The organism is Ruegeria sp. HKCCE4148, from assembly GCF_017872495.1.
Classification (GTDB): Bacteria; Pseudomonadota; Alphaproteobacteria; order Rhodobacterales; family Rhodobacteraceae; genus Ruegeria.
Map to the genome: position 1 here is coordinate 637,230 of NZ_JAEDOS010000003.1, position 11,695 is coordinate 648,924.

At 56.2% G+C, this 11,695-nt stretch carries 13 protein-coding genes; 11 read left to right on the plus strand and 2 right to left on the minus strand.

What is annotated here, in order from left to right:
- Window positions 1-13: 13 nt before the first annotated feature.
- Window positions 14-1,414, minus strand: a complete 1,401-nt coding sequence (locus tag I9187_RS12975; RefSeq protein WP_171173884.1) for a selenium-binding protein SBP56-related protein — start codon at window positions 1,412-1,414, stop codon at window positions 14-16.
- Between the two features lie 117 nt (window positions 1,415-1,531).
- A complete protein-coding gene (locus tag I9187_RS12980) occupies window positions 1,532-2,263 on the minus strand; it encodes an FCD domain-containing protein (protein WP_171173886.1) in 732 nt (243 codons plus the stop codon).
- A 115-nt stretch (window positions 2,264-2,378) separates the two neighbouring features.
- Between I9187_RS12980 and I9187_RS12985 the strand changes: the two genes are divergently transcribed.
- From I9187_RS12985 to I9187_RS13035, 11 genes are all read left to right on the plus strand, one after another.
- Window positions 2,379-3,143: a DUF2182 domain-containing protein gene (locus I9187_RS12985; RefSeq protein WP_171176165.1), complete on the plus strand. Its 765-nt coding sequence runs from the start codon at window positions 2,379-2,381 to the stop codon at window positions 3,141-3,143.
- A 4-nt stretch (window positions 3,144-3,147) separates the two neighbouring features.
- Window positions 3,148-3,852: a DUF1326 domain-containing protein gene (locus I9187_RS12990; protein WP_171173889.1), complete on the plus strand. Its 705-nt coding sequence runs from the start codon at window positions 3,148-3,150 to the stop codon at window positions 3,850-3,852.
- Window positions 3,852-4,379 carry a DinB family protein gene (locus I9187_RS12995; protein ID WP_171173891.1) on the plus strand — a complete coding sequence of 176 codons (528 nt, stop codon included), beginning with the start codon at window positions 3,852-3,854 and terminating at the stop codon, window positions 4,377-4,379. Before I9187_RS12990 ends, I9187_RS12995 begins: the two co-directional genes overlap by 1 nt.
- Window positions 4,380-5,483: a dimethylsulfoniopropionate demethylase gene (locus I9187_RS13000; RefSeq protein WP_171173893.1), complete on the plus strand. Its 1,104-nt coding sequence runs from the start codon at window positions 4,380-4,382 to the stop codon at window positions 5,481-5,483.
- A 105-nt stretch (window positions 5,484-5,588) separates the two neighbouring features.
- On the plus strand, window positions 5,589-6,584 hold the full coding sequence (acuI, locus tag I9187_RS13005) for an acryloyl-CoA reductase (protein WP_171173896.1): 996 nt from the start codon (window positions 5,589-5,591) through the stop codon (window positions 6,582-6,584).
- A 182-nt stretch (window positions 6,585-6,766) separates the two neighbouring features.
- Window positions 6,767-7,330, plus strand: a complete 564-nt coding sequence (frr, locus tag I9187_RS13010) for a ribosome recycling factor (protein ID WP_171173898.1) — start codon at window positions 6,767-6,769, stop codon at window positions 7,328-7,330.
- Between the two features lie 9 nt (window positions 7,331-7,339).
- The gene (locus tag I9187_RS13015) at window positions 7,340-8,071 is read left to right on the plus strand and encodes an isoprenyl transferase (RefSeq protein ID WP_171173900.1); all 732 of its coding nucleotides are present in this window, start codon (window positions 7,340-7,342) and stop codon (window positions 8,069-8,071) included.
- Window positions 8,068-8,850 carry a phosphatidate cytidylyltransferase gene (locus I9187_RS13020; protein ID WP_171618987.1) on the plus strand — a complete coding sequence of 261 codons (783 nt, stop codon included), beginning with the start codon at window positions 8,068-8,070 and terminating at the stop codon, window positions 8,848-8,850. Before I9187_RS13015 ends, I9187_RS13020 begins: the two co-directional genes overlap by 4 nt.
- Window positions 8,850-10,022, plus strand: a complete 1,173-nt coding sequence (gene dxr, locus I9187_RS13025) for a 1-deoxy-D-xylulose-5-phosphate reductoisomerase (protein ID WP_209940215.1) — start codon at window positions 8,850-8,852, stop codon at window positions 10,020-10,022. The genes I9187_RS13020 and dxr overlap by 1 nt, the downstream gene beginning before the upstream one ends.
- Window positions 10,023-10,026: 4 nt before the next feature.
- Window positions 10,027-11,379: an RIP metalloprotease RseP gene (gene rseP, locus I9187_RS13030; protein WP_171173907.1), complete on the plus strand. Its 1,353-nt coding sequence runs from the start codon at window positions 10,027-10,029 to the stop codon at window positions 11,377-11,379.
- Between the two features lie 79 nt (window positions 11,380-11,458).
- Window positions 11,459-11,602 (plus strand): hypothetical protein, encoded by a 144-nt coding sequence (locus I9187_RS13035; protein ID WP_171173909.1) that lies wholly within the window; start codon window positions 11,459-11,461, stop codon window positions 11,600-11,602.
- Window positions 11,603-11,695 lie beyond the last annotated feature (93 nt).

Sequence of the window (11,695 nt, forward strand, 5' to 3'; positions counted from 1 at the left end):
CAAGACCTCCAATTCAGACCGACGGGTAACAGAAGCTGTCGGTTGAACAGTCTCCGCCCTCTAACCTTATCTGATGGCTGCGATAGCCTTTGGGGAACTCCACCCAGAAATTCGGATCCAGCGTCAGCCCTCCGTTCTCTCCAACATCAGCCTTGACCATCGCCGCGCCGCGCTCGCCCGGATAGAACTGATCATCCCATGTGGAATAAAGCGAATTGGTCCAGTAGACGCGTTTTCCGTCACGGCTGATTTCAACCATTTGCGGACCATAGCCGAAATCCTGACCGTTCGGGTGCTTGGTTTTCTTGACGATACCACCAATCTCTACTTTGCCAGCCAGAGTCGGGTTCATTGGGTCCGAGACATCATATTGGTGCATCTCTCCGGTACCCCAGCAAGCAACATAGAGGTATTTGTCGTCGAGACTTAGGTCGATATCGGTGACCAATGGCGGAACAGCTGAAAAACCCTTGAGCAGGTCTGGCAGATCGTCCGGGTCGGCCGGTTGCGGATCGATTGTAATGGTTTTCTTGGCCTCGAATGTGCCGTCGTCATTGCGCCACCATGTAAAGATCGCACCTTGCAGATTGGTGGTATCGACAACAACCCCGCAGAACCCGTATTGCTTGATCGGATCATGGGCCGGGCGGATTTCCAGCGCCATCTGGTGATTTTCTCCCAGATCGATGGTTTGGATATTGGTCCGGTTGCGCAGGTTCCAGAAATGTATGCGATGGCCGTATTTATTCGACAGCAGGTCCTCAGCCACGATACCGTTCTCGAATTGCGGCGGCAGACCCCATTCGGAACTGACCATGTAGTCGCGCGGTAGATTCCACCAGAAATCATAGTGCTTGTCCTGCACGCCACGCTCGATCTCATAACGCCCGATGATCTCGAAGCTTTCGCAATCCATAATGAAGATGCCCGGAGGTCCGTCGGTACCATCCGCGCCACCGCCGCCCAGAGTACTGACATAGATGCCCTCAGGCCCGCAATGGATCGTATGCGGGCGTGAATATCCAGTCTTTGCAAAGACTTCTTCGGGTTCGATAATCTTGTGGATCTTCGCCTCAAGCGGGTTTTTGACGTCAATGACGTAAATCCTGCTGGACCGAATGCCGGGGATGATTAGATAACGTCGCTCTAGAAACGCGTGCCCGGTCAGCGGCGACAGGGCGGACGAACATGCATTCCAACCGAAATGGTGAAACTCATCACCTTTCTCAGGCATTATTACCTGATGCACGATCTTTCCGAAGTCGTCAGATGTCGGATCGACATTCACAACCGCCAGCCCGTCTGGTTGCGAAAAATCAGGGCTTAGCATCAAGGTGAAAGCAAGCGTTTCGGTGGGGCCCTCCATTGCCAGTTTGGCGGATGGATAAAAGGTTGGGTCCGGTCTTGTATTCATAACGTCCTCCCGTAAGTCATTGGTCTTCAATTCATATTGAGAGTTCCGGTCTTGTCGCCGGGTGACATTCTACCTGCTCGTCTGCCTTTCGTTCTGGTTGCGTTGCAAGTTTGGCCTTTAGGCCGGTTTACGTTTGCGATCGGCCACGTCCTGGGCCAGTTGTCGGGTGTAATGCTCCAGATCCACCAACGCGGCGTCTACGGCATCCGCATTCTGGGCCTCAAGCGCGTCCACTATTCTTGTATGCAGTCCTATTATCGCCTCTCGAGACCGCGCGGTGAATGTGATCATGTTCATCAACGGTTGCATCGCTTCTACAGCTCCGGCCAGTTGGTAAGACAAAACGGGATTTTCCGCACCATCCACCAACGCACGGTGGAATGTGACATCCGAGGCGCAAAACGCTTCATCCGTAAGGCCAGGTTGCGACTGGCGAAAGATCTCCGCCCGCATGGTGGCCAGTTGATCCGCTGTGCGTCGCTGGGCGGACAAAGGCGCACAGGCCCTTTCCAGTGCATAGCGCGCCTCGCATGCGGTATCGAAGCTGACGGCGTTCATCGATAGCAACAGGGTCGAGGTTGTAACTTGCTGTGAATAGGCGTCCTCAAAACTCAAACGGTTTACAAACGCGCCACCCGATGCGCCACGTTGTGTGCGGATCAAAGACTGAGCCGCCAGCCGTTTTAACGCTTCTCGCACGGTAGGGCGCGAGACCTGAAACTGATCGGACAACTCAGCCTCTGACGGCAAGCGGGCGTCCCCGATAAGCTCACCCGACACAATCGCATCCCGAATGGCTTGAGCGATCTGGGCGGACAGGTCAGCGGTTTTTCGGGGGGCGGCTTTCATGTTCAGAGGACCTTGGGCAAATTTTTATTTGTCTGACATTTAAAAGTCTGACATTTGAAAAGCAAGGGAGTTGAGTCGGGAGGCTGAAGTGAGTCGTACTTGGCTGCGCAGCGGAATGTGGTTGGGCTTTTATGTTCTGATCCTGTGGGCGTGGTGGGTCATGTTCTCGATGAGCCGGGACATGGACCTTGATCTGATCGGTCGCCCCGGACCCATGGGGCAGGCCATGGCGGCCATGGATCCGCGCATGGACATGTATATGCCCATGGCCGAGTTTGGGCCGCTGTTTTCAATGTGGGCGATCATGATGGCGGCTATGATGCTGCCCACGCTTGTACCAACCCTGCGCAGCTATGACGACCTGATCCGCAGCGCCAATGGCAGCCGTGCGGGTTGGCTGGGTGTTCTGGCGGGGTACTCGATCGTGTGGGTTGGGTTTGCGGCTCTGATCGCCGGGATTCAGCTGGCTTTGCTGTTTGGCGGTGCGGTCGATATGCTGGGCATCGCCAAGTCCGGCTGGATTGCGGGCGGATTGATGATTGCAGTGGGGGCCTTTCAGTTCACCCGCGCGAAAGAGGTCTGCCACGGCGTTTGTCATGCCCCGATGACCTATTTTCTGGGCCATTGGAAAACCGGCTTCGCGGGCGGGGTCCGCATGGGTTTGAGCCTGGGCGCGTTTTGCGTCGGCTGCTGCTGGGGTTTTATGGCGCTGGGATTTGTGGGCGGTGTCATGAGCTTGTTGTGGATGGGTCTCGCGACACTGTTCATGGTTTTGGAGAAACTCCCCCAAATCGGGCACGCGATCACGCGGCCCATGGGGTTTGTATTAATTACGGGCGGTCTCGTCCTGCTCGTCTATCCAATTAGCTACGGAGGTTAAGCCAATGGCAAAAAACAGAAAACCAGAAGCCGATCGGTTGCCCATCAGTCAGCGGATTGACAGCCGGATGCCAAACCCGAAACGGCGCGAAATGAGCCCAACGGAATGGTCGATCAAGGGCGAATTGATCCTGAACTGCTCGTGCGATGTATTCTGCCCCTGTGTTGTGTCGTTGGGTGCGCATCCTCCGACCGAGGGCCATTGCCATGCTTGGATGGGCGTCATCATCGATGAAGGGCACTATGAGGGCGAAGATCTGTCTGGGCTGAAGGTCGGTCTGTTGGTCGATATCCCGGGCCGTATGGGCGAAGGCCAGTGGAAAGTGGCGGCCTATGTCGACGAGCGCGCCAGCGGAAAGGCGTATAACGGTTTGCTTCAGATTTTCAGCGGGCAGGCCGGGGGAACCACCGGGCTGTTTACCATGCTGGTGAGTGAGATCATCGGGGCCGAGCGTGCCCCTGTGCAGATCGAACGCGACGGGACCAAGCGCCGCATCATGATTGGCCGCAAGATACAGGGCGAGATCGAAATGCTTGGAGGCAAGGACCCAGAGCATCCTGTCATGGTTTCGAACTCGAAATACTGGATGGGCCCTGATATTATCGTGGCGCGGGGCACGAAGTCGAAAGTGCGTGATTACGGCCGGGTTTGGGATTTTGGCGGTAAGTCAGCCGAGATTTGTCCGATTGACTGGCATGGGCCTAAGTAATGATCACCGGCGCTTATGCACGTGAGATGGCGCAGTATAATCATTGGCAAAACAAGCAGTTGTCGGAGTTTATGCAAGCTTTGAGTCACGAGGAGCTGATCCTTGAACGCGGAGCGTTTTTTGGTTCGATCCTAGGTACCGCCAACCATCTGCTCTGGGGGGACTGGATCTGGATGTCCCGCTTTGACAAGGGGGACGGGCCAGAAAGCAACATTCACCGCGCGGGCGGCGGTATTCATGAAAGTGTGTATCTGTGCCCCGACCTGTCTGCATGGCTGCCCCTGCGAGAAAAGATTGACGCCCGCATCATCCGATGGGCTGACAGCTTGGGCGACGAACCTCTGACGGGTCCGTTCACGTGGTATTCAGCCGCGAAGGAGGCTGACATTACTTTGCCCTATGCGCGGTGCGTCATCCACATGTTCAATCATCAAACCCACCACCGGGGACAAGTGCACAAGATGCTGACTGAGGCGGGATCTGAAGCGCCGGTCAGTGATCTTGTCTTCATGCCGCAGGAGGATTGAATGCCGCAAATATCTCCTTCGCGCCGTTTGAGGCGCACGCCATTCTCGGATGGGGTCGAAGCTGCTGGGGTCAAAGGATATACGGTATATAACCGTATGTTATTGCCTACTGTTTTCGAAAGCGTTGAGGCCGACTATCGGCATTTGAAGACCCATGTGCAGGTGTGGGACGTCTCGTGTGAGCGACAGGTCGAACTACGCGGGCCGGATGCCGCACGCCTGATGCAGATGCTCACTCCGCGCGATTTGCGTGGGATGTTGCCGGGGCAGTGTTTCTATGTGCCGATCGTCGATGAAACAGGTGGAATGCTAAACGACCCGGTGGCTGTGAAGCTGTCCGAAGATCGTTGGTGGATTTCGATTGCGGACAGTGACCTGTTGCTTTGGGTCAAAGGGATCGCTGTGGGATACCGTCTGGATGTTCTCGTGGACGAGCCGGATGTGTCGCCGCTTGCTGTTCAGGGCCCCAAGGCGGACGAACTCATGGCCCGCGTATTTGGCGACCGCGTGCGGGATATCCGGTTTTTCAAGTTTGACATGTTCGAGTTTGAGGGACGCGATCTGGCCGTGGCGCGCTCGGGTTATTCCAAACAGGGCGGATTCGAGATTTATGTTGAGGGCAGCGACATTGGTATGCCCCTCTGGAATGCATTATTCGCTGCAGGAGAAGACCTTGAGGTGCGTGCCGGCTGTCCAAACCTGATCGAACGGATCGAGGGTGGCTTGCTGTCCTATGGCAATGACATGACGGATGATAACACTCCGCACGAGTGTGGCTTGGGCAAGTTCTGCAACACGCATACCGCAATCGGCTGCATTGGCCGCGATGCATTGCTGCGTGTGGCCAAAGAGGGGCCCATTCAGCAAATCCGGCCTATTGCCATCGCGGGCGATCCTGTGCCGGGCTGCGATAGGCCCTGGGGTCTCTACGCGGATGGAAAATGGGTCGGGCAGGTGACTTCGGCGACCTGGTCCCCTGACTTCAAGACCAACGTAGCCATTGGCATGGTGCGATTGAGCCATTGGGACGCGGGAACGGAACTGGATGTTGAGACACCGGACGGGATGCGTCACGCAACCGTGCAGTCACATTTCTGGATTTGACACGGGGGTTGGGGGCGCTGCCCCCGTCGCTGCGCGACTCCCCCGAGGTATTTTGGGCCAGGTGAAGAACTGGTCCGGGCGCAGAAACACGAAAGGAATTGAGATATGTTCAATGCTCTTGTGATGGAGAAGGACGAAGAAATCGGTTTGGCGAGCCCATCGGTCAAGCAGTTGTCGGAAGATGATCTGCCGCATGGTGAAGTCACCGTTGCTGTCGAGTATTCGACGGTCAACTACAAGGACGGGCTCTGCCTGTCTCCTAAAGGCGGCGGGCTGGTCCGGTCCTACCCGCACGTTCCGGGCATTGACTATGCCGGTACGGTAGAGGCTTCGTCAGATGATCGCTACAAGCCAGGGGACAAGGTCGTTCTAACCGGTTGGCGTGTGGGTGAGGCGCATTGGGGCGGTTATTCTCAGAAAGCCAATGCGCGGGCCGATTGGTTGGTCCCACTACCTGACGGGTTGGACACGCGGCAGGCCATGGCTGTGGGTACCGCCGGGTTTACGGCGATGCTTGCGGTGATGGCGCTGGAGGATCATGGACTGACCCCGGATCGGGGACCGGTTCTGGTGACAGGCGCTGCAGGTGGTGTTGGATCGGTGGCCACGGCAATTCTGGGCAAGCTGGGATATGAGGTCGCCGCAGTAACCGGGCGGCCCGAAACCGGGGACTATCTGAAATCCTTGGGCGCGACGACCATTGTGCCGCGCGAAGACCTGAATGAGACCACCAAACGCCCGCTGGAAAGTGAAACCTGGGCTGGCTGTGTGGATGCAGTGGGTGGCGATATGTTGGCGCGTGTTCTGGGTCAGATGAAATACGGCTGTTCTGTTGCGGCAGTTGGTTTGGCTGGCGGGGCTGGATTGCCGGCGACAGTGATTCCATTCTTGCTGCGTGGGGTGAACCTGCTGGGCATCGACAGTGTAATGCAGCCCTTTGACAATCGGCTGCGCGCCTGGAAACGGATCGCCACGGATCTGCCGATGGACAAGTTGGACGCGATGATCCAACCCGCTGTGTTGTCAGATTTACCTCAACTGGGTGCCGATATCCTGAAAGGACAGGTCAAGGGTCGCGTCGTAGTGGATGTAAACGCTTAGGTTCGAGCTTTCCAGCAGACCTGGACGGATGATTCCGACCAGGTCTGAGGTCGCAGGTTTGGTACAAAATGGTCGCAGCGCCTCTGGCCATTGATACAATTCCCGATCATGATTGCTATACATCCCATTTGCGATGGCGTAAGACCCATCGAAAGAGTACCTGAATACGGGGAGTGAGCAGCATGTCTGACGACTTCGAACTGGACACCGACGATCTCAAGCGCCGCATGGATGGCGCCATGGCCAATCTGAAAACCGAATTTGCCTCGCTGCGCACGGGGCGCGCATCGGCTTCCATGCTGGAACCTATCATGGTTGACGCGTATGGCTCGATGACGCCGATCAACCAAGTGGGCACAGTGAACGTGCCCGAACCGCGTATGGTGACTGTAAATGTCTGGGACAAGTCACTGGTGGGAAAGGTGGAAAAAGCCATTCGAGAAAGCGGACTTGGCATCAATCCTCAGCTGAACGGCACCATCATCATGTTGCCGATTCCCGAGCTAAATGAAGAACGCCGCCGCGAGCTGGGTAAAGTTGCCGGGCAATATGCGGAAAGCGCGCGGGTTTCGATCCGCAACGTGCGCCGCGACGGTATGGACCAGATCAAAAAAGCCAAGGCGGATGGAATGTCGGAAGATGACCAGAAGCTTTGGGAAAGCGAAGTTCAGGATTTGACGGATGAAATGATCAAGGCCGTTGATGTTGCGCTTGAGACCAAGCAAGCTGAAATCATGCAGGTCTGAGCTGGACTGATGCCCAAAGATCCCCAAATCGATCCGGTTTCCGGCCCACGCCACGTGGCTATCATCATGGACGGCAATGGTCGTTGGGCACAGGCGCGTGGCCGCCCCAGACTGTATGGTCATCATGCGGGCGCGCGGCGTGTGCGAGAGGTGGTTGAGGCCTGTCCTGGCCTTGGGATCAAGTATCTGACTGTTTTCGCCTTTTCGACCGAGAACTGGAAGCGGACGCAGGTTGAGGTTGCAGGTCTAATGAGCCTGTTTCGTCGCTACATCATCAAAGAAACCCGGACACTTGCGGACAACGGAATCCGCGTTCGGTTCATCGGTGATCGCGTCCGGTTGGATTCGAAGCTGACCGATTTGATGGATGCTTTGGAACAGGAAACCAAGGACAACGACCTCGTGCATTTGACGGTGGCGTTGAACTACGGTGGCCGTGATGAGGTGGCGCGCGCCACCAAACGGTTGGCGCGTGATGTTGCCGAGGGGCGATTGAAGCCTGAAGAGGTGGACGAAGAAACTCTTCCTAAGTATCTGGATACGCGTGTTCTTCCTGATCCGGACCTTGTTATTCGCACCAGTGGCGAAGCGCGTATTTCAAACTTTCTTTTGTGGCAGTCGGCCTATTCGGAATACGAGTTTATCGATACTTTGTGGCCAGACTTTACGGCCGCCGAACTGGAAGCGCTATGCCGCAACTATGGCTCGAGAGAGCGCCGGTTCGGAGCGGTGCTGGCATGAGCGAAGGCCGATGGTCTGACCTGACAGCACGGGTTCTTTCTGCAGTCGTGCTGGTTATGGTGGGCGCGGTCGAGGTGTGGCTGGGCGGTGTTTGGTTTGAAACTTTTATCGCTGCAGCTTGCGGTTTGATGACCTGGGAACTGGTTCGGATGATCGATCCAAAAAGCCAGGGTACGGCCATTCAGCTTGGCGTCCTGACAAGCGCTGCGGTTTTGCTGAGTTACCATCTGCCACCTCTGTACACATTACCTGTCATTGTCGCGCCCGCCTTGGTGGGAATGGGGCAGGTGAGCCGATCCAAGATCCTTTATGGGCTGTTTGCTGTCTGGATTGTCGGCGCCGGGTTGGGGTTCATCTCGGTCCGCGAGAATTTTGGCTTTAGTTGGATGGTTTGGCTGATTGCCGTGGTCGTCGCCACGGATGTCGCAGGGTACTTTGTTGGAAAAATGATCGGCGGACCTAAGTTCTGGCCCAAAGTTAGCCCTAAGAAAACATGGTCGGGAACAGTGGGTGGATGGGCTGCCGCCGCCTGCGTCGGGGTGGCCTTTGCGGCCCATGCCGGTTTCGGATTCGCGTTTGTTGTTGTTTCGATATTGGCTTCAATGGCCAGTCAAGCTGGTGATATTATCGAAAGTGCAGTCAAACGAAAGTTTGGGGTCAAGGACAGTTCAAACCTGATCCCAGGCCATGGCGGCTTTCTGGATCGCTTTGACGGCATGATGGGCGCTGCCTTGTTTGTCCTTATAGCTGGGCTGTTTTACGCGCCGGGTGGGATGTAATGCGCAGGGTTTCTATTTTTGGGGCCACAGGATCGATTGGGCAAAACACGATCGATCTGATCTCACGCGCGCCAAGCGACTATGATGTCGTGGCTCTGACAGGTGGGGCGAATATTCAGAAACTGGCCAATGACGCGCGCCGTTTAGGGGCCGATCTGGCGGTGACGGCACATGAAGACAAGTTGGACGATCTGCGCGCCGCGCTTACTGGCAGCGAGGTCGAAGCAGCGGCTGGCGCAAACGCCATTGCCGAGGCTGCAACGCGCCCAGCGGATTGGATCATGTCAGCCATTGTGGGCTCAGCAGGGCTTGCGCCGGGGATTGAGGCGCTGAAACAAGGTTCAACGCTGGCGCTGGCCAACAAAGAAACGCTGGTCTGCGCAGGGTCTCTGGTCATGGAGACGGCCAAGGCTCATGATGCGCGACTGCTGCCGGTCGACAGCGAGCATTCAGCCGTTTTTCAAGCTTTGGTCGGAGAAGACATCACTGCCGTTGAGCGCGTGATCATTACGGCCAGCGGTGGAGCATTCCGGGACTGGCCGATGGAAGATTTGGTCAGTGCCACGGTGGAACAAGCGTCCAGCCATCCGAACTGGGACATGGGACAGCGCATTACAATCGACAGTGCTTCGATGTTCAATAAAGCCTTAGAAGTGATTGAAACAAGGGAATTCTTCTCTGTTTCGCCTGCGCAGATCGAGGTTTTGGTGCACCCTGAATCCATCGTACATGCAATGGTCGGGTACCGCGATGGGGCTGTGATGGCCCATATGGGAGCACCGGATATGCGCCATGCCATCGGCTATGCCTTGCATTGGCCAGAACGACGCGATCTTCCAGTGGATCGGCTTGACCTGGCGAAGATCGGACAATTGAACTTCAAAGCGCCTGATCTGAAGCGATACCCGGCTTTGAAACTGGCGTGGGATGTAATGGAGCGCGGTGGTCTGGCGGGGGCGGTGTTCAATGCAGCCAAGGAACGAGCGCTGGATCATTTTATTGCGCGCCGGATCTCATTTCTGGATATGGCAGATGCCGTGGCCGCCGTTCTTGACCGATTTGACGCATCAGACGGCCTTATTGATGCCCCGATGACCCTTGATAACGTGCATCAAACGGACCATTTGGCACGTCAATGGGTCGATGACACCGTGGTGGAACGAGCAGGATAGAATTTTGGACGTACTTTCGCTGATACCTCAATTTGGCAATCTTCTTTGGACGATTGTGGCTTTTGTCATCGCGTTGTCCGTTATCGTGGCCGTGCATGAATACGGCCACTACATTGTGGGGCGCTGGTCTGGTATCCATGCCGAGGTGTTCTCGATCGGGTTTGGCCCTGTACTTTGGAGCCGCGTAGACAAACGCGGTACCCGCTGGCAGATCGCTTTGTTGCCGTTTGGCGGATACGTGAAGTTCCTGGGTGATGCCAATGCCGCGTCAGGCAAAGATGAAGAGGCGATGGGCGAAATCGCCGCTCAAAGCCCCGAAGAGTTGCGGCGCACAATGCACGGGGCACCCTTGTGGGCGCGGGCTGCTACAGTGGCGGCAGGCCCGGCATTTAACTTTGCGATGTCCATTCTGGTTTTTGGCATGATTTTCTGGTCGCAGGGTGTTTCGCGCGAACCGTTGACCGTGGGTTCATTGCAGCCTCTGCCGGGGACGGTGCAAGAGCTGCGTGAAGGTGATGTGATCACCGCGATCTCGGGCATAACTACGCCGGACTATGATGAAGAAGGGGCATGGCAGGATTTCATCGATGCACTGCCGGTGCAACCAGTTCTGGATTATACAGTAATCCGAGACGGCGAAACGCTGGACGTTCAGGCGCCCTGGATGTTCCCACCGCTCATCCGGCAGGTCGCCCCGCGCAGCGCCGCAATGGATATCCAGCTTGAGCAGGGCGATGTTATCACTGCCGTGAATGGCGAGCCGATCTTTGCCTTTGATCAATTGAAGGACTTTGTCGAAAGCTCGGATGGCCGCGTTCTACTTTTGAACGTATGGCGAGACGGATCCGATCTGGAGTTTGCACTTGCGCCTCGACGCACGGACGAGCCTCAACCGGAAGGTGGGTTTGTCACCCATTGGCGGATCGGCATCATCGGTGGAATGATGTTAGAACCCGCTACTGAACCCGCCGGTCTTGTGGATTCACTGCGCGGCGGTGTCATTCAAACAGGTCGGATCATCGAAGGGTCTTTGTCCGGTATGTGGCACATGGTGACGGGAGCGATCAGCACCTGCAACATTTCCGGGCCAATCGGAATCGCCGAAACCTCGGGTGCGATGGCCAGCCAGGGGGCGCAGAACTTTATCTTCTTTATCGCAGTGCTGTCGACAGCCGTTGGTTTGTTGAACCTGTTCCCGATTCCGGCACTGGATGGCGGCCACTTGGTTTTCTACGCCTACGAAGCCGTCGTAGGTAAACCACCCAGCGACGGCGCATTGAGAATTCTCATGGGGCTGGGCATCACTATTATCCTGACTCTGATGCTGTTTTCGGTTAGCAACGATCTGTTCTGCTGATTGTGGCGTTAGGCGCTAATTTGGGCCGCATTCCTGCCTTATTTCGGGACTATGCTCTTTGCGTCGAAAGGGTATCACCATGACCAAAGCGCTTAAAAAATCGTACCAGGGGTTCAGCTTGCTTTTCATGCTGAACCGTGACGTGTTGTTGAGCTTTGCGATGACAGCGCTGGCGCTGGCAGGTGCAGCCTATCTGGCCGGGATCTATCTGGCGGGATTCTGATTCTTACCGAAATGCTGGCAGCTTCTGGTCCACCCTCGTAGTGGAATGCTTCTATTTCGCCTTTTGACAAGCTCATTTAATCCCGTTACTCAG

Bases quoted from the DNA above. Each gene is read 5' to 3' on its own strand.
- I9187_RS13015 (WP_171173900.1), top strand. From the start codon at position 7,340: ATGCCCAAAGATCCCCAAATCGATCCGGTTTCCGGCCCACGCCACGTG.
- I9187_RS13035 (WP_171173909.1), top strand. From the start codon at position 11,459: ATGACCAAAGCGCTTAAAAAATCGTACCAGGGGTTCAGCTTGCTTTTC.
- dxr (WP_209940215.1), top strand. From the start codon at position 8,850: ATGCGCAGGGTTTCTATTTTTGGGGCCACAGGATCGATTGGGCAAAAC.
- acuI (WP_171173896.1), top strand. From the start codon at position 5,589: ATGTTCAATGCTCTTGTGATGGAGAAGGACGAAGAAATCGGTTTGGCG.
- I9187_RS12985 (WP_171176165.1), top strand. From the start codon at position 2,379: ATGTGGTTGGGCTTTTATGTTCTGATCCTGTGGGCGTGGTGGGTCATG.
- I9187_RS12990 (WP_171173889.1), top strand. From the start codon at position 3,148: ATGGCAAAAAACAGAAAACCAGAAGCCGATCGGTTGCCCATCAGTCAG.
- I9187_RS13020 (WP_171618987.1), top strand. From the start codon at position 8,068: ATGAGCGAAGGCCGATGGTCTGACCTGACAGCACGGGTTCTTTCTGCA.
- frr (WP_171173898.1), top strand. From the start codon at position 6,767: ATGTCTGACGACTTCGAACTGGACACCGACGATCTCAAGCGCCGCATG.
- I9187_RS12995 (WP_171173891.1), top strand. From the start codon at position 3,852: ATGATCACCGGCGCTTATGCACGTGAGATGGCGCAGTATAATCATTGG.
- I9187_RS13000 (WP_171173893.1), top strand. From the start codon at position 4,380: ATGCCGCAAATATCTCCTTCGCGCCGTTTGAGGCGCACGCCATTCTCG.
- I9187_RS12980 (WP_171173886.1), bottom strand. From the start codon at position 2,263: ATGAAAGCCGCCCCCCGAAAAACCGCTGACCTGTCCGCCCAGATCGCT.
- I9187_RS12975 (WP_171173884.1), bottom strand. From the start codon at position 1,414: ATGAATACAAGACCGGACCCAACCTTTTATCCATCCGCCAAACTGGCA.